The sequence below is a fragment of the Neisseria basseii genome (assembly GCF_962707005.1).
Classification (GTDB): Bacteria; Pseudomonadota; Gammaproteobacteria; order Burkholderiales; family Neisseriaceae; genus Neisseria; species Neisseria bergeri.
On record NZ_CAUIXH010000004.1, the window covers coordinates 70,269 to 90,999 of the forward strand.

The following is a 20,731-nucleotide window of genomic DNA, read 5'->3' on the forward strand; positions in this document are numbered from 1 at the left end:
TTATGTCTTTGCAAAACATTATCGAAACCGCCTTTGAAAACCGCGCGGACATCACCCCGTCCACCGTTACCCCCGAAGTCAAAGAAGCCGTGTTGGAAACCATCCGCCAACTCGATTCAGGCAAACTGCGCGTCGCCGAACGCTTGGGTGTGGGCGAGTGGAAAGTCAACGAATGGGCGAAAAAAGCCGTATTGCTGTCCTTCCGCATTCAGGACAATGAAATCCTCAACGACGGCGTGAACAAATACTTCGACAAAGTGCCGACTAAATTTGCCGATTGGTCTGAAGACGAATTCCGCAGCGCAGGTTTCCGCGCAGTTCCGGGTGCGGTTGCCCGCCGCGGCAGCTTTGTGGCGAAAAATGTCGTGTTGATGCCTTCTTATGTCAACATCGGCGCATACGTTGACGAAGGTGCGATGGTCGATACTTGGGCAACCGTCGGCTCTTGCGCGCAAATCGGCAAAAACGTCCACTTGAGCGGCGGTGTCGGCATCGGCGGCGTACTCGAACCCCTGCAGGCCGCACCCACCATCATTGAAGACAACTGCTTCATCGGTGCGCGTTCTGAAATCGTTGAGGGCGTGATTGTCGAAGAAGGCAGCGTGATTTCTATGGGCGTATTCATCGGTCAATCCACCAAAATCTTCGACCGCACCACAGGCGAAATCTATCAAGGCCGCGTACCGGCAGGTTCGGTCGTCGTGTCCGGCAGTATGCCTTCCAAAGACGGCAGCCACAGCCTCTACTGCGCCGTCATCGTCAAACGCGTGGACGCGCAAACCCGTGCGAAAACCAGCGTGAACGAATTGTTGCGCGGCATCTGATGCCTTAAACCGTATTTGAAATGTCCAATGCCGTCTGAAATCCGCTTCAGACGGCATTGCCGTCTGCACGCTGCAACGTGAAAACACAGAAACAGGGACAATTTGCTATAATCAACGGTTTAGAACGAACCGAACACTATTTGAAGGATACAAAATGGGTTTTCTGCAAGGCAAAAAAATTCTGATTACCGGCATGATTTCCGAGCGTTCCATCGCTTACGGCATCGCCAAAGCCTGCCGCGAACAGGGTGCGGATTTGGCGTTTACCTACGTTGTGGACAAACTGGAAGAGCGCGTCCGCAAAATGGCGGCGGAATTGGATTCCGAACTCGTGTTCCGCTGCGATGTCGCCAGCGACGACGAAATCAACCAAGTTTTCGCCGACTTGGGCAAACATTGGGACGGCTTGGACGGTTTGGTGCATTCCATCGGCTTCGCGCCGAAAGAAGCCTTGAGCGGCGACTTCCTCGACAGCATCAGCCGCGAAGCGTTTAATACCGCACACGAAATTTCCGCATACAGCCTGCCCGCGTTGGCAAAAGCCGCCCGTCCGATGATGCGCGGCAGAAACTCCGCCATCGTCGCCCTGAGCTACTTGGGCGCGGTGCGCGCGATTCCGAACTACAACGTGATGGGTATGGCAAAAGCCAGCCTTGAGGCAGGCATCCGCTTTACCGCCGCCTGCTTGGGCAAAGAAGGCATCCGCTGCAACGGCATTTCCGCCGGCCCGATTAAAACGCTCGCCGCCTCCGGCATCGCCGATTTCGGCAAACTTTTGGGACACGTCGCCGCCCACAATCCCCTCCGCCGCAACGTTACCATCGAAGAAGTCGGCAATACCGCCGCCTTCCTGCTGTCCGACCTGTCGTCCGGCATTACCGGCGAAATCACTTACGTTGACGGCGGTTACAGCATCAATGCCTTGAGCACCGAGGGATAATCCGCCGTTTTCAAATCCGTGCGTCGTCCGTGCCGCATATCGGTTTCGGGTGGCGGTTTGCCGTCTGAAGCGTATTTCCAGGGAAATGCCTGACTTGCGGCAGGTGCGGCGGAAACGGTCCGGACGAAAAAATGCCGTCTGAAACGCCAAACGGGTTTCAGACGGCATTTTTTATTTAAAGCATCAGCACACTTCAACCAGCCAGCCGTATTTGTCTTCCGCCAAACCATACTGGATGTCGGTAATCGCCTTACGGATGGCATAGCCGCGTTCTTGGCTTTTCACTTCGATTTCTTTGCTGCCGATGACGAAGGAAGTAACGGGCGAGATGACGGCTGCCGTACCGGTCAAAATGGCTTCCGCACCGTTTTCCACCGCAGCTTTCAGTTCATCAACCGTGAAATTACGTTCGCTGACGGTATAGCCCAAATCTTTGGCAACCGTCAGTACGGAATCGCGGGTTACGCCGTGCAAAAACTCGTCGGTCAGCGGTTTGGTAATGATTTCATCGCCGTTAATCAGGATAAAGTTGGACGCGCCAGTTTCCTGCACGTCGCCGTTCGGGCAGAACAGGACTTGATTTGCGCCATATTCGGCTTTCGCCTTCAGCACCCAGTGCATGGCGGAAGCGTAGTTGCCGCCGCATTTGACGCGGCCCATGTGCGGGGCGCAGCGGATGTGTTCGGTTTCCACCAAAATTTTAACGGGCGATCCGACTTTGAAATAGTCGCCGACGGGAGAAGCCAAAATATACAGCAGAGCGGTTTCGGAAGGAGAGCCGGCCTTGCCGATAACGGGATCGGTACCGATTAAGGTCGGGCGCAGGTACAGCGCGGCAGGCGCATCGGGAATTTCATCGGCGGCGCGTTTGACCAATTCAACCAGCGCGTCTAGATAAGCTTGGGTTTCGGGACGCGGCAGGTGCAAGATGTCCGCACTTTGCCGCATACGCGCGATGTTGGCGGTCGGACGGAACAGTACGATTTTACCGTCTGCCTGACGGAAGGCTTTCAAGCCTTCAAAGCATTCGCTGCCGTAGTGCAGGGCGTGCGCGCCGGGTGCGAGGGAGAGGTCTTGCGAAGATTGCCATTCGGTCAGCTGCCATTTGCCTTCGCGGTAGGCGAGGACGGGCATTTGACTGTGAAAAACGCTGCCGAATACGGCGGGTACGGGTCTGCTCATAATGTAAAGCCTTTCTTGTTCGGATATGTACTCGGACATTTTAATCCGTATCGGGGACGGATGACAATCTGTCGGCCGCGCTCATTCGGACAACAGGTATGCTTCGGACGTATGGTGCGGTTTCTGTTCTTCTTCGGGCGGCAGCCGCATATAGTCGCCGTAATATTGCGTCAGGTGTTCGTGGTAGCCGTTCATCACTTGAAACTGCCTGCCCTCGAATGTTTTATAGACGACGCTGTCGAAATATTTTTTGGGCATATAGGATTTCCGCCAGCCGCCGTAGTCGGACAAAACCAAACCGATGAAACCGCATTCCCGAATCGGGTAGGCGGTTTGGAACTGTTGCAGGTTGCGCGTCATTTTGTCGAACAGGAAACGGCTCAGGCTGCCGAGGATTTTGTGTTTCAGGCTGCCTTCTTTTGCCTTCAGCCACCTTTTTTTGCAGGAAGAAAAGCGCAGCTTGATGCGGCGGTGTTTTTTCATCATACGGAAAATGGTTTTTGGCTCGTCCGGCACGCCGTCATAAATGAAAATGTCGATAAATAAAGGACTTTTTTTGCCGTATGCGTCGATGAGTTCTGCACGGGGATCGAAGATTTTTGCCATTTCCCCGGTATGTCGGGCGCGGATGTCTTCGGCGGTTTCCAAAAAATAGTGCGGGTGCGCGGTTTTTTGCCAAACGCCGACAAATTTTTGGTATTCGTCGCGGTGCATATAAACGTCGATGTCGTCGTCCCAAGGGATGAAGCCTTGGTGGCGTATCGCGCCGATCAGTGTGCCGCCGCCGAGCGAATAGCGGATGCCGTGCCGTTCGCACAGGGCGTGGAAATCGTCCAAAATGTCGAGGCAGACAAGCTGTTGTTCCCTGAGTGTCAGTTTTTTCATTTAAATTCCTTATATATTGCACCCCGTCAAGGGGGCGCATTGCTTTTCTTTACGGTTGGAACGCCGTCATCCGCAGCGGCAAACCTGTTCGGGCAATACGGCAGGGTCGCGCTTTATGTGCCGCCTTGCGCGTCGGGACATTGCCGCTGCCGAAGGGGGGCGAGCTGCCGCAAGATGGCGCGGTAGTCTTCTTGGTCGTCCATTTCAAATATGTCGCCGCTGCCGAGCAGCTCGGTGCGGATGTCCAGTTTGCCGAGGTGTTCCATCGGGATGTTGTCCCAATAGAGTTTGGGGTTTTCCAAGCGTTCCGCGCCGGCGTATGCCCCGATCAGGCTTAAGATGGTGCGGCAGTCTTCCGCCGTCCAATAAGACACGCCCGACAGGCTGGGGCGGGATTGGGAACCGATGTCGATGCGGACGACCCGTCCGATGCCGTCTGAAACGGGCAGCCATTCGTTGTGCGTGCGGGCGCGGACGACGGTGAAATAGGTGCTGTGCCGCGGGCGGTTTAAAAAAATATTGCGTCCGAGCACCACGTCGGCATCGACGACGTAGCAGCCGTTGAAAAAATCACGCGCCAGCGAAAAGGAATAGATGCTGTTGTATTCCCGATATTTTTCGTTGTGAATCAAAATACAGCCGTATTTTTCTTGAAGATAATCGAATTGCTGGTGCAAATGGCCGGTTACGACGGCGATATTGCTTATGCCGGCTTCGCGCAGGAAGGATAGCGTCCTTTCGAGGTTGGGCGTGCCGCAGATGTCCAAAAGGGCTTTGTGGACGGTTTGCGTCATTTCTTTAAATCGGCTGCCCAGCCCCGCCGCTAAAATAATGGCATTCATATTTCACCTTCCCGCCCATACAGGCTCAATGCCGCGCCGGCTCCCAACAAAACCGCCCATATTATGGAGGACGGCGGAACCGGGTGGCGGTAAACGAAAAACCCCAAAGCCATCGCCCAAACAGGGTAGGTGATGTTCAAAGCCATCGCCTTGAGGGGTTTCAACAGATAAATCGCCTGATAATAACAGGCATAAGACAACGCGCCGAAGGCAATGATGCCGATGATGCGCGCGTCGTGAAAATCGGAGGGGTTTAAAGAAAACCCCCGGGCAGACAGGAAAACGAGAATCAGCAGGTAGCCGCATACCGATCCGCACAGGCGCAAACAATAAACCTGAAGGCCGGAGAGCGTACGCATCGTCCGGGCAGACAAAACAACCTCGAGCGACCAGCCCGAAACACACACCGCGATACAAACCAGCCCCAAAGCGTTCAGTCCGCCCCGACCGCCAGCATCCGCCGCCAAGCCAGCCGAAGCGAGTACCGCCAGCGCGAAACCGGCACGCGCCGCCGCTCCCGTGCGTTCCTTTAAAAACCAAGCCGACAAAGCCGCCGCCAATACGGGGAACAGGGACGATAAAGGCGCGGCATAATATACCGTCAGGTAATGGATGCCCAAGAGGTATGCCGACATACCGACCGGCCCGCCGAGCAGCCCCGACAACACGGGCCGCCAAAAACAGCCGCGAAACCCCGGCCGCCCGCCGCGCCCCAATCCCGCCCATACTGCCGACAAAGAACACAAATCAATCAAAAACAGCAAAAAAACCATCTGTCCGAATGCCGCGCCGCGCGCAAACGGCAAACGGTCGAACAATAGGCCGGAAGCCGCCCAAAATACCGCCGAGGCCGCTCCGAACAGATAGCCGCGCATCACGGCAGCACCGCCGACAGTTCAAACGCAGCAGCCAGCCGCCGTGCCGCATAACCGCCGAAATCTTCGCCCTGTTCCTCTTTAACCTTCGTCCACAAAAACCACAGCACGTTTTGGCAAAACCGGTGGATGGTCAGGCGCGCCGCCGCGTCCCGCGCCGAAATGCCGTCTGAAGCCCCGCCGGCAAAATAGGCTTCCAGCAGGCAGTCTGCCGCTTCAGACGGCATCCTCCCCTCCTCGATAACGGCGGCAAGGTCGAACAAGGGGTCGTTCATACCCGAATACTCCCAATCGATAAAAAACAGCCCCTCCCCCTGCAGCAGCATATTTTCCGGTACCAAATCATTGTGGCACGGGCGCCGGGGCAGTTTCCGGCATACGCCTTCCAGCCGCCAAAAAGCATCCGCGAGCCTGTCCATACGCGCGTCTGCCTTCAGGAACAAATCCTTGTCCTGCAATAAGGAGAAATACCGGCGGAATGCGTCAAAGGCATTGAATGTGTTGCGGAAGGCGAAGTTTCCGCCGTGCAGCCGGCGCAGGTTGCCCGCAATCAGGCGCAGGCAGCGTCCGTCCTGCAGTTGCGTTTGATTTAAGGGTGCGCCGTTTTCCAGATAACGCGTCAGCTTCACGCCGCTTCGCACATCCAAAACAGGCGTTTCCACATTCAAACCAGCGCGGTACGCTAAATCATTGTTGAATGCCTCGTGCTTCCGGTTGATTAAGGCGGCGCGGGCGGGATGGGGCAGGCGCAGGACGAATTTCCCGCCGGGCAGGTCCAGCAGGATATTTTGGTTGGTCATCCCCCCGATGGGGGAGAAGGGGACGGCGTGGCGCGTGAGAAAATCAAATACTTCGTCAGGCTTGCGGCAGGTTCGGGCAAAGCCTACAATTTTATTGATTGATTGCATGGCATTTCTGTATCGGTGCGGGGAGTTTGTCTTTGCATATTTTAGCATTGCGGCCTGTCCGTGTCAGCGGCTTCCCTATCCGGAAGCGTTCAAATCGTTTAAACTTGCACAATCCGGCTGCCGCACCGTTTGGGTGTGCCGCCAGTCTGTCCTACCTGCGGAACACATATGAAACTTATCTATACCTTCATCAAAATCATTATCCTGCTGCTCTTTCTGCTGCTTGCCGTCCTCAATACCGATACTGTTTCCTTTTCCTACCTGCCGGGGCAGAAATTCGATTTGCCGCTGATTGCCGCCCTGTTCTGCGCGTTTGTCGTCGGCATCGTGTTCGGAATGTTTGCCTTGTTCGGGCGGCTGCTGTCTTTGCGCGGCGAAAACAGCCGCCTGCGTGCGGAAGTGAAGAAAAGTGCGCGCTTGAGCGGACAGGAATTGACCGCACCACCGGCGCAAAATGCGCCCGAATCTGCCAAACAGCCTTGAGAAAGCCGATATGGACAATGAATTGTGGATTATCCTGCTGCCGATTATCCTTTTGCCTGTTTTCTTCGCGATGGGCTGGTTTGCCGCCCGCGTGGATATGAAGACTGTATTAAAGCAGGCAAAAAGCATACCGTCGGGATTTTATAAAAGTCTGGATGCCTTGGTTGACCGCAACAGCGGACGTGCCGCCAGGGAATTGGCAGAGGTCATCGATCAGCAGCCTCAGTCATACGACCTGAACCTCACCCTAGGCAAGCTTTACCGTCAGCGTGGCGAAAACGACAAAGCTATCAATATGCACCAAACATTGCTTGACTCTCCCGATACAACCGGAGCCAAGCGTGCGCGCGTGTTGTTTGAATTGGCGCAAAACTATCAAAGTGCGGGGTTGGTTGACCGTGCCGAACAGATTTTCCTCAGTCTGCAAGACGGTGAAATGGCGCACGAGGCCCGCCAGCACCTGCTCAACATCTACCAACAGGACAGGGATTGGGAAAAAGCGGTTGAAACTGCCCGGCTGCTCAGCTATGACGAGCAGACCTATCAGTTTGAGATTGCACAGTTCTATTGCGAACTTGCCCAAGCCGCGCTGTTCAAGTCCAATTTCGATGCCGCGCGTTTCAATGTCGGCAAGGCACTCGAAGCCAACAAAAAATGCACCCGCGCCAACATGATTTTGGGCGACATCGAATACCACCAAGGCAATTTCCCTGCCGCCGTCGAAGCCTATGCCGCCATCGAGCAGCAAAACCATGCATACTTGAGCATGGTCGGCGAGAAGCTTTACGAAGCCTATGCCGCGCAGGGAAAATCTGAAGAGGGCTTGAACCGCCTGACGGGATATATGCAGACGTTTCCCGAACTTGACTTGATCAATGTCGTGTATGAAAAATCCCTGCTGCTCAAGGGCGAGAAAGAAGCCGCGCAAACCGCCGTCGAACTTGTCCGCCGCAAACCCGACCTCAACGGCGTGTACCGCCTGCTCGGTTTGAAAATCAGCGATATGAATCCGGCCTGGAAAGCCGATGCCGACATGATGCGTTCGGTTATCGGACGGCAGCTCCAGCGCAGCGTGATGTACCGTTGCCGCAACTGCCATTTCAAATCACAAGTCTTTTTTTGGCATTGTCCTGCCTGCAGTAAATGGCAGACGTTTACGCCAAACAAAATCGAGGTTTAACCACTACCGAGAGGAACACAAAAATGCGTTTACTCCATACCATGCTCCGTGTGGGCAATCTTGAAAAATCCCTTGATTTTTACCAAAACGTTTTGGGCATGAAACTGCTCCGCCGAAAAGATTATCCCGAGGGCAGATTTACCCTTGCCTTCGTCGGTTACGGCGATGAGGCAGACAGCACGGTTTTGGAGCTGACCCACAATTGGGATACGGAGCAATATGATTTGGGTAATGCCTACGGACATATTGCCATTGAAGTCGACAACGCCTACGAGTCTTGTGAACGTGTGAAGCGGCAGGGCGGAAACGTCGTCCGCGAAGCCGGCCCGATGAAACACGGCACAACTGTGATAGCCTTCGTCGAAGACCCCGACGGCTACAAAATCGAGTTTATTCAAAAGAAAAGCGGCGACGATTCGGTTGCCTATCAAACTGCCTGATACCGCCGCCGCCAATGCCGTCTGAAGCCTTTAGGGGTTCAGACGGCATTTTTTATAGTGGATTAAATTTAAATCAGGACAAGGCGACGAAGCCGCAGACAGTACAAATAGTACGGCAAGGCGAGGTAACGCCGTACCGGTTTAAATTTAATCCACTATATTGCCGGCGGTTTGCTGTTTGAGCCTGTGCCGGGTCAAACTTTATCCGTTACACCGATAAGGCAAAAAAAGATGCCGTCTGAAACGGCATCCTTGATTTGCGAAAGGGCAGTTGGGAATCAAATACCCAATTCCTGCGCCAACGCTTGGGCACGTTTGAGTACGTCGCCTTCCGCTTCTTCCAGCAATTCCTGCACTGTCTCGGTAGCGGCATCGCGGTCGCCGATTTCGAGATACATTTTGGCAAGGTCGTATTTCGCTTCGGACGGTGCGTCAGAACCCACAGATTCCGAAGTGAGACCGGTATCTGCATTATTTGGGATATTTTCTTCCGAGAGGGAGATGCTCCAATCTACCGTTTCCTTCTCGCCGTCTTTCAGGAAGTCGGGCAAAGCGTCTGCCTCAGAGGTGTTGGAATCAGGCGTTTCCAAAGTGATTTCCGCTGTTTCTTCCTCAACGGCCGGTGCTTCAGAAGGCTGAAGCAATGCGGATAAATCGTCTGCGGTGGCGTTGAAATCAGCTATTTCGGCAACGGTTTCTGCTGCGGTTTCCCCAACGTCAGGCGTTTCAAACGGTTGCAGCAGCGCGGACAAATCGTCTGCGGCGGTGTGGAAGTCGGACGTTTCGGCAACAGTTTCCGTTACATTTTCCTCAACAGCCGGTGCTTCAGAAGGCTGAAGCAGTGCGGACAAATCGTCTGCGGCGGTGTGGAAGTCGGACGTTTCGGCAACAGTTTCCGCCGCTTTTTCCTCAACGACCGGTGCTTCGGTAGGTTGAAGTAATGCGGACAAATCGTCTGCGGCGGCGTTGAAATCAGGTATTTCGGCAACGGTTTCTGCTGCGGTTTCCCCAACATCAGGCGTTTCAAACGGTTGCAGCAGCGCGGACAAATCGTCGGCAACGGTGTGGAAGTCGGACGTTTCGGCAACGGTTTCCGTTACATTTTCCTCAACAGCCGGTGCTTCAGCAGGTTGCAACAGTGCGGACAAATCGTCTGCGGTGGTGTTGAAATCGGGCGTTTCAGGCGCAGTTTCCGCGACGGCATCGGTTTCGTACACTTTCAGGAAATCGTGCAACTCTTCCGGTGTTTGGACTTCGGCAACTGTTTTTTCCAAGATGGTTTCGGGCGAGGAAGCCTTCAGGAAGCCTGCCAGTCCGGAGGGTGCGGCAGGTTTTGCGGAAGCTGTTTCTTCTGTTCCGATATGGTTGTTTGAGAACAGGTTGTTGTAGAAATCGGTATCGACGGTTTCCGGTTTGTTTTCGGCAGTTTGGGCGACAGATTCTGGTTTGGGCGTGTCGATGACGATTTTGACAGGGTTGTACGGGTTGAAGGTTTCGGGCTCGTACACGCTGTCTGTGGATTCGATTTTGTTCCAATCGGCATCCGCGCGTTTTTGGGTTTCTTCATCCTGCGTAAGTGCGCCGGACAAAATGCCGTTTTGTGCGGCTGCCAGGCTGTCGAAATCCAAGTCGATGCGGTTGGAAGGTGTATCGGTTTCGACATCGAACGTTTGTTTTGCCGATAACTCTTCTTCAGATTCCCCACCTAAGGCAAGTGTGTCGTTTACATCGTTTTTCGGAGCGGGTTCGGGCGTTGCCGGAGTTTCGACTTCGGCAAAGGTGATTTCTATGCCGTCGTCTGCCGCGTCGTCAAGGTCAGGCTCTTCTTCAGGGACGGATTCTTCGGTACGGCGCGCGCGTTTGGATTGGGCAAGGCGCAAAAGCAGCAGCAGGGCAATCAATGCCGCGCCTCCGCCGGCAAGCAGCAAGGTGTACGAACCGTCGAACAGACCGTCAAACAGTCCGCTTTCGGTTTCTTCTTCGGCAGGAACCTGTTCGACAGGTTCGGCAACGGGTTCGGCAGCAACTTCACTGGCTGTTTCCGCAACAGGTTCGGAAACGGCGTTGCCGATTTCGTCGGTCGGCGTGTCGATGGCAGAAGCGGCGGCTTCTTGGGGGGCGGATTCGGCAGCAGTTTCCGATGCGGCAGTATTTGCAGCGGGTACAGGTTCGGGTTGGCGTTCTGTCGCCGAAGCCGGAGTTTCGGACACTGTGGGTTTGGGTTCGGGTCGAACGGCCGGTTTTTCCGCTTTTGCTTCGGGCGCGGCAACTTTTGCTTCAGGTTTTTCAACCGGTTTTTCGACAGGTTTCTCTATCGGTTTCTCTACCGTTGCCTGTTTGGACGGTTCAGACGGCATGGATGCGGTTTCGGCTTTGGGTTTCGCCGTTTGCGGTTTGGGTTGTTCCGCTTTGATTTTTTTGGGTGCTGCCGCTTTGATCCTATTCAGATTCGGAATGTGAAGCACGCTGCCCGCACGCAGTCTGCCGTGTGCGGAAACATTTGGGTTTGCCTTCAGTAGCGCATCGGCAACCTGTTCGAGCGTCAGGTGTTTCGGACGGATGGCGGCGGCAATCTGTTTGAGCGTTTCGCCTTTGCGGACGGTATGGGTTTTGCCGTTATGCGCCGGTTTGACGGCTGCGTTCGCGCTGTCTTTTTTATCGGTTTTGCGGAGGGCTTTGGTGTTTTGATTTTCTTGGGACTCTGCTTTCGGAGCGGTTTTGCGGTGTGTCTTGCCGTCTGAAAGTGCAGATTTGGTTTTGGGCGAGTAGCCGACAGGATCGAGGATGGCGGTGTATTCGCGTACCTGCGCGCCTGCACCGATGCGGAACACCAGGACGGGATCGCGGACTGCCTGCGCGGAAGAAACGGCAATGACGGCTTTGTCGCCCAACTTGTGGACTTTGGCGGTCAGGCCTTTTTCGGAAACGGTAACGCTGCCGCCGCCTAGCAGGGCTTTGGCTTCTTCGCCGGTTACGGTAATGCTGCCGGAAAAGGGTTCGTCAAGGTTGGACTGGATATTCAGCCCGCCCAGTCCCGCATGTGCTTGAAAGGATGCGGCAAGTGCGACGGAGGCGGCAATCAGTTTGATTTGTCTGTTGTTTTTCAAGATGTATCCCCTGTGGGTTGGCGGCTGAATACGGTTTGACCGCGTACAGTCTGTAAATTTCGTCATCAGGCATCGGCAATACGGACGATAGGGTGCGGATAGGCAGAGGTCCCAGCCGAAGCTGTATTTTAAAGCCAATTTTACAAATTATGACATATCTCCATCTTTTTTCAAAAACATCTGTGCATATTTTCATTAATCAAAACAAAATTTGTTGGCTTTGCAGGTGCAAAAATAGGGTTCTGCCTGTATGATTAGCGTTTATTTGATTTGCTTTCTCATTTGGATATGAAATTTGTCAGCGACCTTTTATCCGTCATCCTGTTTTTCGCCACTTATACCGTTACCAAAAACATGATTACCGCAACGGCGGTTGCCTTGGTTGCCGGTGTGGTTCAGGCGACTTTTCTGTATTGGAAATATAAAAAGCTGGATACGATGCAGTGGGTCGGACTGGTGCTGATTGTCGTATTCGGCGGCGCAACCATTGTTTTGGGCGACAGCCGCTTCATCATGTGGAAGCCGACAGTATTGTTCTGGTGCGGGGCGTTATTCCTGCTGGGCAGCCACCTTGCGGGTAAAAACGGTTTAAAGGCGAGTATCGGCAGGGAGATTCAGCTTCCGGATGCCGTATGGGCGAAATTGACTTATATGTGGGTCGGTTTTCTGATTTTTATGGGTATTGCCAACTGGTTTGTGTTTACTAGGTTTGAAGCGCAATGGGTTAACTATAAGATGTTCGGTTCGACTGCGCTGATGCTTGTTTTCTTTATTATTCAGGGTATTTATCTGAGTACCTATCTGAAAAAGGAGGATTGACTGTGGAATATTTTATGTTGCTGGCAACAGACGGGGAGAATGTGCATGAAGCGCGTATGGCGGCACGTCCCGAACACCTCAAACGCTTGGAGGTGCTGAAATCGGAAGGGCGGTTGCTGACCGCAGGTCCGAATCCTTTGCCGGAGGATCCGAACCGCGTTTCGGGCAGCCTGATTGTGGCGCAGTTCGCGTCTTTGGATGCGGCAGAGGCGTGGGCGGAAGACGATCCCTATGTTCACGCCGGCGTGTATAGCGAAGTGCTGATTAAACCGTTTAAAGCGGTGTTCAAATAATGCCGGCCGTCGATTTGATCCGCGAACGCCTGCAGACGCTCGATCCTCTGGTGTTGGAAATCGGCGATGAGAGTCATCTGCACAAAGGACACGCGGGCAATACCGGCGGCGGACATTATGCTGTTTTGGTCGTCAGCGGCCGTTTTGAAGGCGTAAGCCGCCTGAACCGTCAGAAAACGGTCAAATCGCTGCTCAAAGATTTGTTTTCAGACGGCATCATCCACGCGCTCGGCATCCGGGCGGCTGCCCCTGACGAGTATTTCCATACGGCGGACTGAATGAAGTCTGCCCGAACATTTCAATTTAAAATTTAAAGAGAGAAGATTATGAAAGCAAAAATCCTGACTTCCGTTGCACTGCTTGCCTGTTCAGGCAGCCTGTTTGCCCAAACACTGGCAACCGTCAACGGTCAAAAAATCGACAGTTCCGTCATTGACGCACAGGTTGCCGCATTCCGTGCGGAAAACAGCCGTGCCGAAGACACGCCGCAACTGCGCCAATCCCTGCTGGAAAACGAAGTGGTCAACACCGTGGTCGCGCAGGAAGTCAAACGTTTGAAACTCGACCAGTCGGCAGAGTTTAAAGACACGTTGGCCAAATTGCGTGCCGAGGCGAAGAAGTCGGGCGACGACAAGAAACCGTCCTTCAAAACCCTCTGGTCGGCTCTAGAATACGAATTGAACGGTAGGGCATACGCGCTGCACGTTGCGAAAACCCAACCGGTTTCCGAGCAGGAAGTAAAAGCCGTTTACGACAATATCAGCGGTTTTTATAAAGGTACGCAGGAAGTCCAGTTAGGCGAAATCCTGACCGACAAGGAAGAAAATGCGAAAAAAGCCGTTGCCGATCTGAAGGCGAAAAAAGGTTTTGATGCCGTTTTGAAACAATACTCGCTCAACGACCGCACCAAACAGACCGGCGCGCCGGACGGATATGTGCCGCTGAAAGATTTGGAACAGGGTGTTCCGCCGCTTTATCAAGCAATTAAGGACTTGAAAAAAGGCGAATTTACAGCAACGCCGCTGAAAAACGGCGATTTCTACGGCGTTTATTATGTCAACGACCGCCGCGAGGTGAAAGTGCCTTCTTTTGACGAAATGAAAGGACAGATTGCCGGCGATTTGCAGGCGGAACAAATCGACCGTGCCGTCGGCGCGCTGTTGGGCAAGGCAGACATCAAACCTGCAAAATAATCTGAAAACGGGATACGGCGGCAAGACGTTCAGACAGGCGTTTTGCCGCCGCACAGGACAGGGAATACCATGAAACAGAAAAAAACCGCTGCCGCAGTTATTGCTGCAATGTTGGCAGGTTTTGTGGCAGCCAAAGTACCCGAAATCGACCCGGCTTTGGTGGATACGCTGGTGGCGCAGATCATGCAGCAGGCAGACCGGCATGCGGAGCAGTCCCAAAAACCGGACGGGCAGGCAATCCGAAACGATGCCGTCCGTCAACTGCAAACTTTGGAAGTTTTGAAAAACGGGGCATTGCAGGCGGGATTGGATAAGGATCAAGGCGTTCAAAACCGCTTTAAAATCGCCGAAGCGTCTTTTTACGCCCAAGAATACGTCCGCTTTTTGGAACGTTCGGAAACGGTTTCCGAAAGCGAACTGCGTCAGTTTTATGAGCGGCAAATCCGCATGATCAAATTGCAGCAGGTCGGTTTTGCCACGGAGGATGAGGCGCGTCAGGCGCAGCAGCTTCTGCTCAAAGGGCTGTCTTTTGAAGGGCTGATGAAGCGTTATCCGAACGACGAACAGGCGTTTGACAGTTTCATTATGGCGCAGCAGCTTCCCGAGCCGCTGGCTTCCCGGTTTGCCGCGATGAATCGGGGCGACGTTACCCGCGATCCGGTCAAATTGGGCGAACGCTATTATCTGTTCAAACTCAGCGAGGTTGGGAAAAACCCCGACGCACAGCCTTTCGAGTTGGTCAGAAACCAATTGGAACAAGGTTTGAAACAGGAAAAAGCCCGCTTGAAAATCGATGCCCTTTTGGAAGAAAACGGTGTCAAACCGTAATGGCATTTCCAATACCGATGCCGTCTGAAGCCTTTTCAGACGGCATTGCACGTTCAGGTAAGGAGGACGGCCGATGCGTGCGGTCATACAGAAAACGGTAGGTGCAAAGGTGGATGTCGTGTCTGAAAACGGCACGGAAACCTGCGGCAAAATCGACGGCGGGTTTGTCGTGCTGCTCGGTGTAACGCATAGCGACACAGAAAAAGACGCACGTTATATCGCCGACAAAATCGCCCATTTGCGCGTGTTTGAAGACGGTGAGGGCAAGTTGAACCTGTCTTTGAAAGATGTCGGCGGCGCGGTGCTGCTGGTGTCGCAGTTTACGCTTTATGCCGATGCGGCAAGCGGGCGGCGGCCTTCGTTTTCCCAAGCCGCACCTGCAGAACAGGCGCAGCAGCTTTACCTGCGAACGGCGGAACTGTTGCGCGGACACGGGATTCATGTCGAAACAGGGCGTTTCCGCACGCATATGCAGGTGTCGCTCTGCAACGACGGGCCGGTAACCATACTGCTGGACTCTTTCATGACGCGGATTTCCCCAAAAATGAAGGTTGTTCCGGATTGAAATTGAATCCGCAATGATGAAATATCGACAATGAACGACAATACACACACCCTTCCCCCGCGCCGCCTTTCCGTTGCGCCGATGTTGGACTGGACGGACAGGCACTACCGTTACCTTGCCCGCCAGATTACCCGAAATGCTTGGCTTTACAGCGAAATGGTCAATGCCGGTGCGATTGTTTACGGCGACAAAGACCGCTTTTTGATGTTCAATGAAGGCGAGCAGCCCGTCGCCCTGCAACTGGGCGGCAGCGATCCGTCCGATTTGGCGAAAGCCGCCAAAGCCGCCGAAGCATACGGTTACAACGAGATCAACCTCAACTGCGGCTGCCCCAGTCCGCGCGTGCAGAAAGGTTCGTTCGGCGCGTGTCTGATGAACGAAGTCGGGCTGGTTGCCGACTGCCTTAACGCGATGCAGGACGCGGTCGGTATTCCCGTTACCGTCAAACACCGAATCGGCGTGGACAGGCAGACCGAATACCAAACCGTTGCCGATTTCGTCGGCACGCTGCGCGACAAAACCGCCTGCAAAACCTTTATTGTCCACGCCCGCAACGCATGGCTGGACGGTCTTTCACCCAAAGAAAATCGCGATGTTCCGCCCTTGAAATACGATTACGTTTACCGCCTGAAGCAGGAGTTTCCCGAGCTGGAAATCATCATCAACGGCGGCATCACCACCAATGAGGAAATCGCGCAACACCTGCAACACGTTGACGGCGTGATGGTCGGGCGCGAGGCGTACCACAACCCGATGGTGATGCGCGAATGGGACAGATTGTTTTACGGCGACAACCACGCCCCGATCGAATACGCTGATTTGGTGCAGCGTCTCTACACATACAGCCAAGCCCAAATCCAAGCCGGACGCGGCACAATCCTGCGCCATATCGTCCGCCACAGCCTCGGACTGATGCACGGTTTGAAAGGCGCGCGGACTTGGCGGCGTATGCTTTCCGACGCGGCGTTGTTGAAAGGCAACGACGGCGGTCTGATTCTTGAAGCATGGAAAGAGGTCGAGCGGGCAAATACGCGCGAATAGGGCGGGGCTGTATGTGTGAAATGCCGTCTGAAGGTTTCAGACGGCATTTGTGCGTTTGTCGGGCGGTGTTTAGGGGGCGGTAATGGCGTGTTTCGGCACTTTGTCCATATCCCAGTGCGCTACCGCCCAGTCGAGCAGTTCGGCAGGGCGGTCGGTTTCGGGGGCTTCGGGCAGCTTGAGGTAGCGGAATACTTGGCGGAGGAGTTGTTCGCGGCGGTTTAAATCCAATGCGGGGGCGAGCGTCTGTTTCGACCATTTCTGCCCTTGTGCGTTGGTCAGTAGCGGCAGGTGGGCATATTGCGGTGTCGGAACGCCCAAACACTGCTGCAAATAGATTTGGCGCGGCGTGGAAACGAGCAGGTCTTGTCCGCGGACGATGTGGGTAACGCCCTGTTCGGCATCGTCGGCAACGACGGCGAGCTGGTATGCCCAGTAACCGTCTGCACGAAGCAGGACGAAATCGCCGATGTCGCGGGCGAGGTTTTGGGCGTAACCGCCGACGATGCCGTCTGAAAAGCCGATGTCGCGGTCGGGGACGCGGATGCGCCACGCCGGCTGTTTGCCTTGCGGTGCAGGGCGTTGGCCGGGGTGGCGGCAACGTCCGTTATAGACGAACCCGTCTGCGCCGTGGGCTGCCCCGGCCTGCCAGTCTTTGCGGCTGCAATGGCAGGGATAGACCAGTCCGGCGGTTTGCAGACGGCATAGGGTTTCTTCATACAGGGCGTAACGGCGGCTCTGATAGGCGACTTCTCCGTCCCACTCGAATCCGAATGCCTCAAGCGTGTGCAGGATATGGCTTGCCGCCCCCGGCATTTCGCGCGGCGGATCGAGGTCTTCCATGCGGACCAGCCATTTGCCGCCGTTTGAGCGTGCATCGGTATAGGAAGCGACGGCGGTCAGCAGCGAGCCGATGTGGAGCAGCCCGGTCGGGCTGGGGGCGAAACGTCCTGTGTACATATCTGGTACAGCCCCTTTATTTAAGACTATTAATCAAAGCCATTATCTCATCTTTATTCAGTTCCATCCTAGGCTCTTCAAGCAAGGTTAAATCATATAGGGCATTATATTGCTCTTTGGTAGCTGAATCATCCATAAGAGCAGGCGAAAAAAAATCGAAGGCTCTATCTGCAACTCTCTCATTACCTGCATTTCTATCAACCAGTTTCATCAATTCTGTATATATTGCTTTGCCAATATTACAATCCCCTGTTCATAAAGCAGATTGGAGAATTGGTGCAACAAATGGTATAGCTCATTTAGGTAAATCAAATGGGAAATATGTTGTTATTGTTGTTGCAAAAGATGGGCCGTATAAGGATAAAGTCATTGCAAGCTTTATACCAGATAATAATCAATTAAACCTAATTAGGGGTAACTAAATGAAAATAATAGATTTTTTAAAAAATTGTGGTACTGACCAGTTTTCTATATTGTGTTATGGTATTTTTTTAAAAGAAGACAGAAATCATGAAAATATAAAGCAATGGGAATCTAGATCACGTTGCATTAAATCTGAAAAATATATTCTTGAAAATAATGAGTGGAAATATGATATTTTTTTAACAGAATCTTATTTTTTATATTCCAAAAATATTGATTTATTTAATGTAATTAAAGATGAAATACTAAATATCAATCAGCTTAATCCAATAGCTATAATATGCATGTTTGATGGTGCTTTCTCAGATTTTAATTATCTGAAGAATATAGATATAATTCAACAAACTTATGCATTCTGGTCAAAAGATATTGGTTTGTATATTGCTGAAGATACAGATACCCTACAATCAAATGAATGGAGTGAAAAAATTATATATCTATATAACCATATAGATATATAACAAGCATAGCCAGTCTGTCTGATAGCAAGCGTGGGTGCTCGCACTCACGCGTTCTCTTTTTCGCTGTTAATCCGCTTTCAGGCAGCCTTAAAACCACTTACACTTACCTTTTTTGTTTTACCCCCCCTCTAAACATAGTATGGGGAGGTACCGGATCCTTAAAAATCAGATCTGAATAAATTTCATTGGGTGAAATGATTTCGAGTGCTTTTGCCATGATTCTATTTCCTTTTGTGTTGGTGGGTAATGTCGTGTATTAACTTCTTGTTGATTAATATTTTTAGGGTGAATCCACTGTGTCCGGTCAAAAGGGCGATGCCGTCTGAAAGCCTTTCAGACGGCATCGGGGATGAAAAGTTTAAACCAACGGTGCGAGCAGTTTTTCAAACGCTTCTTCAAATTGTTTCAAACCGTCTTCCTGTAAACGCGCCGCCAAGGTTTCGACATCGATGCCGAGCGCGGCGGTTTCGGCAAGCTGCGCTTGTGCTTCTTCCGCGCCTTCGGTCAGCGTCGCTTTTGCTGTGCCGTGGTCGATGAAGGCTTTGAGCGTGGCATCGGGAACGGTGTTGACGGTGTGCGCGCCGATCAGGCTGTCAACGTAGAGCGTGTCGGGATAGGCAGGGTTTTTCACGCCGGTGGATGCCCACAAAAGCTGCACGCGGTTTGCGCCTTGGGCTTCCAGCGCGGCAAATTCCGGGCTGCCGAAGTATTGCGCCCAGTCTTGGTAGGCGGCTTTGGCAAGAGCGATGGCGATTTTGCCTTTGAGCCGGTCGGGCAGTGTTGCGTCCAGCGCGCCATCTATACGGGAGATGAAGAAGCTGGCGACGGCTTGGATATGGGCAACGCTTTGTCCGGCTGCCAAGCGTTTGGCAATGCCGCGCGTGTAGGCGGCGTAGGCTTTGAGGGTTTGGGCGCGTGAGAACAGCAGGGTCAGGTTCACGCTGATGCCGTCTGAAACGAGGATTTCGAGCGCATCGATGCCTGCGTCGGTGGCGGGGACTTTAATCATGGCGTTTTTGCACCCGATGGCGGCGTAGAGGCGGCGCGCTTCTTCTACCGTGCCTTGAGCGTCTTTGGCAAGTTCGGGGGAAACTTCGAGGCTGACGAAACCGGTTTTACCGCCGGTGGATTCGTGTTCGGCAAGGCAAACGTCGCAGGCTGCCCGTACGTCGGCAACCGCCATGGTTTCGTAGCGTTGTTTGGGGTTGAGGTTTTGCTGCTTGAGTGCGGCGATTTCATCGGCGTAAAGCGCGTCGCCGGCGAAGGCTTTTTGGAAGATGGCGGGATTGGAAGTTACGCCGCACACGCCTTGTTTCAGCATTTGCGCCAATTCGCCGCTTTGCACGAGCGAGCGGGAAAGGTTGTCCAGCCAGATTTGTTGTCCTAATGCTTTAACGTCCGATAAAATAGTCATTTCTGATTCCTTTGGATGGATGTGTATGTTTCAAAGGCTTATGCTACCCCGATTCGGAAATTTTGGGTAGTTTTATTACAGCAAAGGCGGATGGCGATGGCAGGAAACGAAAAATATCTTGATTGGGCACGAGAAGTGTTGCACACCGAAGCGGAAGGCTTGCGCGAAATTGCGGCGGATTTGGACGAAAACTTCGTCCTTGGGGCAGACGCGTTGTTGCACTGCAAGGGCAGGGTTGTTATTACCGGCATGGGCAAGTCGGGACATATCGGGCGCAAAATGGCGGCAACCATGGCTTCGACCGGCACGCCTGCGTTTTTCGTCCACCCTGCGGAAGCGGCACACGGCGATTTGGGTATGATTGTGGACAACGACGTCGTCGTCGCGATTTCCAATTCCGGCGAAAGCGACGAAATCGCTGCCATCATCCCCGCACTCAAACGCAAAGACATTACCCTCGTCTGCATCACCGCCCGCCCCGATTCAACCATGGCGCGCCATGCCGACATTCACATCACGGCGTCGGTTTCCAAAGAAGCCTGCCCGCTGGGGCTTGCCCCGACCACCAGCACCACCGCCGTCATGGCTTTGGGCGATGCGTTGGCGGTTGTCCTGCTGCGCGCACGCGCGTTCACGCCCGACGATTTCGCCTTGAGCCATCCTGCCGGCAGTCTCGGCAAACGCCTGCTTTTACGCGTTGCCGACATTATGCACAAAAGCGGCGGCCTGCCTGCCGTCCGACTCGGCACGCCCTTGAAAGAAGCCATCGTCAGTATGAGCGAGAAAGGTTTGGGCATGTTGGCGGTAACGGACGGGCAATGCCGTCTGAAAGGCGTATTCACCGACGGCGATTTGCGCCGCCTGTTTCAAGAATGCGACAATTTTACCGGTCTTTCGATAGACGAAGTCATGCATACGCATCCTAAAACCATCTCCGCCGAACGTCTCGCCACCGAAGCTCTGAAAGTCATGCAGGCAAACCATGTGAACGGGCTTCTGGTTACCGATGCAGACGGCGTGCTGACAGGTGCGCTGAATATGCACGACCTGCTGGCGGCACGGATTGTATAA

Annotated in this window: 23 protein-coding genes and 2 pseudogenes; 15 read left to right on the forward strand and 10 right to left on the reverse strand. The window is 53.5% G+C overall.

Going from position 1 to position 20,731, the window contains the following annotated elements; genetic code table 11:
- The first annotated feature begins 2 nt into the window (after positions 1-2).
- Both dapD and fabI read left to right on the forward strand, forming a co-directional pair.
- A complete protein-coding gene (gene dapD / locus Q9I99_RS03340) occupies positions 3-824 on the forward strand; it encodes a 2,3,4,5-tetrahydropyridine-2,6-dicarboxylate N-succinyltransferase (RefSeq protein WP_301666916.1) in 822 nt (273 codons plus the stop codon).
- 154 nt (positions 825-978) lie between these two features.
- Entirely contained in the window at positions 979-1,764 is a 786-nt protein-coding gene (gene fabI / locus Q9I99_RS03345; protein WP_002212340.1) for an enoyl-ACP reductase FabI, read from the forward strand.
- Here the strand turns inward: fabI and Q9I99_RS03350 are convergent.
- The 6 genes from Q9I99_RS03350 to Q9I99_RS03375 form a co-directional block, all read right to left on the reverse strand.
- Entirely contained in the window at positions 1,731-1,961 is a 231-nt protein-coding gene (locus tag Q9I99_RS03350) for a hypothetical protein (RefSeq protein WP_301666914.1), read from the reverse strand. The two genes, fabI and Q9I99_RS03350, sit on opposite strands and share 34 nt — an antisense overlap.
- On the reverse strand, positions 1,948-2,946 hold the full coding sequence (gene ilvE, locus Q9I99_RS03355) for a branched-chain-amino-acid transaminase (protein WP_301666913.1): 999 nt from the start codon (positions 2,944-2,946) through the stop codon (positions 1,948-1,950). Before ilvE ends, Q9I99_RS03350 begins: the two co-directional genes overlap by 14 nt.
- Positions 2,947-3,027: 81 nt before the next feature.
- Positions 3,028-3,831, reverse strand: coding sequence for a LicD family protein (locus Q9I99_RS03360; protein WP_301666912.1), 804 nt, complete (start codon positions 3,829-3,831; stop codon positions 3,028-3,030).
- 113 nt (positions 3,832-3,944) lie between these two features.
- Positions 3,945-4,673, reverse strand: coding sequence for an NTP transferase domain-containing protein (locus Q9I99_RS03365; RefSeq protein ID WP_301666911.1), 729 nt, complete (start codon positions 4,671-4,673; stop codon positions 3,945-3,947).
- A complete protein-coding gene (locus tag Q9I99_RS03370; protein ID WP_301666910.1) occupies positions 4,670-5,548 on the reverse strand; it encodes a DMT family transporter in 879 nt (292 codons plus the stop codon). Before Q9I99_RS03370 ends, Q9I99_RS03365 begins: the two co-directional genes overlap by 4 nt.
- Positions 5,548-6,456 carry a choline kinase family protein gene (locus Q9I99_RS03375; RefSeq protein WP_301666909.1) on the reverse strand — a complete coding sequence of 303 codons (909 nt, stop codon included), beginning with the start codon at positions 6,454-6,456 and terminating at the stop codon, positions 5,548-5,550. Before Q9I99_RS03375 ends, Q9I99_RS03370 begins: the two co-directional genes overlap by 1 nt.
- A gap of 168 nt (positions 6,457-6,624) precedes the next feature.
- On the opposite strand from Q9I99_RS03375, the gene Q9I99_RS03380 reads away from it, so the two are divergent.
- The 4 genes and pseudogenes from Q9I99_RS03380 to Q9I99_RS03395 form a co-directional block, all read left to right on the forward strand.
- Positions 6,625-6,939, forward strand: coding sequence for a LapA family protein (locus tag Q9I99_RS03380; RefSeq protein WP_301666908.1), 315 nt, complete (start codon positions 6,625-6,627; stop codon positions 6,937-6,939).
- Between the two features lie 10 nt (positions 6,940-6,949).
- Positions 6,950-8,119, forward strand: a complete 1,170-nt coding sequence (gene lapB / locus Q9I99_RS03385; protein ID WP_301666996.1) for a lipopolysaccharide assembly protein LapB — start codon at positions 6,950-6,952, stop codon at positions 8,117-8,119.
- 23 nt (positions 8,120-8,142) lie between these two features.
- A complete protein-coding gene (gloA, locus tag Q9I99_RS03390) occupies positions 8,143-8,559 on the forward strand; it encodes a lactoylglutathione lyase (protein ID WP_301666907.1) in 417 nt (138 codons plus the stop codon).
- Positions 8,560-8,612: 53 nt separating this feature from the next.
- A pseudogene (locus Q9I99_RS03395) lies at positions 8,613-8,720 on the forward strand (IS5/IS1182 family transposase); the annotation flags it as partial.
- 117 nt (positions 8,721-8,837) lie between these two features.
- Here Q9I99_RS03395 and tspA read toward each other — a convergent pair.
- On the reverse strand, positions 8,838-11,666 hold the full coding sequence (gene tspA / locus Q9I99_RS03400) for a FimV/HubP family polar landmark-like protein TspA (RefSeq protein ID WP_301666906.1): 2,829 nt from the start codon (positions 11,664-11,666) through the stop codon (positions 8,838-8,840).
- A gap of 288 nt (positions 11,667-11,954) precedes the next feature.
- Here tspA and Q9I99_RS03405 point away from each other — a divergent pair, with 288 nt between their 5' ends.
- The 7 genes from Q9I99_RS03405 (at position 11,955) to dusA (ending at position 16,405) form a co-directional block, all read left to right on the forward strand.
- Positions 11,955-12,485, forward strand: a complete 531-nt coding sequence (locus tag Q9I99_RS03405) for a septation protein A (protein WP_118802056.1) — start codon at positions 11,955-11,957, stop codon at positions 12,483-12,485.
- A gap of 2 nt (positions 12,486-12,487) precedes the next feature.
- Positions 12,488-12,778, forward strand: a complete 291-nt coding sequence (locus Q9I99_RS03410) for a YciI family protein (RefSeq protein WP_301666905.1) — start codon at positions 12,488-12,490, stop codon at positions 12,776-12,778.
- Positions 12,778-13,056, forward strand: coding sequence for a BolA family protein (locus Q9I99_RS03415; RefSeq protein WP_002212349.1), 279 nt, complete (start codon positions 12,778-12,780; stop codon positions 13,054-13,056). The genes Q9I99_RS03410 and Q9I99_RS03415 overlap by 1 nt, the downstream gene beginning before the upstream one ends.
- 48 nt (positions 13,057-13,104) lie before the next feature.
- Positions 13,105-13,971, forward strand: coding sequence for a peptidyl-prolyl cis-trans isomerase (locus Q9I99_RS03420; protein ID WP_301666904.1), 867 nt, complete (start codon positions 13,105-13,107; stop codon positions 13,969-13,971).
- A gap of 69 nt (positions 13,972-14,040) precedes the next feature.
- Entirely contained in the window at positions 14,041-14,799 is a 759-nt protein-coding gene (locus tag Q9I99_RS03425; RefSeq protein ID WP_301666903.1) for a peptidylprolyl isomerase, read from the forward strand.
- Between the two features lie 73 nt (positions 14,800-14,872).
- On the forward strand, positions 14,873-15,364 hold the full coding sequence (gene dtd / locus Q9I99_RS03430) for a D-aminoacyl-tRNA deacylase (RefSeq protein ID WP_301666902.1): 492 nt from the start codon (positions 14,873-14,875) through the stop codon (positions 15,362-15,364).
- Positions 15,365-15,394: 30 nt separating this feature from the next.
- A complete protein-coding gene (gene dusA, locus Q9I99_RS03435; RefSeq protein WP_301666901.1) occupies positions 15,395-16,405 on the forward strand; it encodes a tRNA dihydrouridine(20/20a) synthase DusA in 1,011 nt (336 codons plus the stop codon).
- 69 nt (positions 16,406-16,474) lie between these two features.
- On the opposite strand, the gene gluQRS is transcribed toward dusA, so the two are convergent.
- Positions 16,475-17,362, reverse strand: coding sequence for a tRNA glutamyl-Q(34) synthetase GluQRS (gene gluQRS, locus Q9I99_RS03440; RefSeq protein WP_301666900.1), 888 nt, complete (start codon positions 17,360-17,362; stop codon positions 16,475-16,477).
- A 16-nt stretch (positions 17,363-17,378) separates the two neighbouring features.
- Positions 17,379-17,588: pseudogene (locus tag Q9I99_RS03445) on the reverse strand (hypothetical protein); the annotation flags it as partial.
- A 196-nt stretch (positions 17,589-17,784) separates the two neighbouring features.
- Here Q9I99_RS03445 and Q9I99_RS03450 point away from each other — a divergent pair.
- Entirely contained in the window at positions 17,785-18,246 is a 462-nt protein-coding gene (locus Q9I99_RS03450) for a hypothetical protein (protein WP_004467569.1), read from the forward strand.
- A 358-nt stretch (positions 18,247-18,604) separates the two neighbouring features.
- Here Q9I99_RS03450 and tal read toward each other — a convergent pair whose 3' ends face one another.
- Positions 18,605-19,660 (reverse strand): transaldolase, encoded by a 1,056-nt coding sequence (tal, locus tag Q9I99_RS03455; protein WP_301666897.1) that lies wholly within the window; start codon positions 19,658-19,660, stop codon positions 18,605-18,607.
- Between the two features lie 96 nt (positions 19,661-19,756).
- On the opposite strand from tal, the gene Q9I99_RS03460 reads away from it, so the two are divergent.
- Complete coding sequence (locus tag Q9I99_RS03460) at positions 19,757-20,731, forward strand: KpsF/GutQ family sugar-phosphate isomerase (protein ID WP_301666896.1); 975 nt, start codon at positions 19,757-19,759, stop codon at positions 20,729-20,731.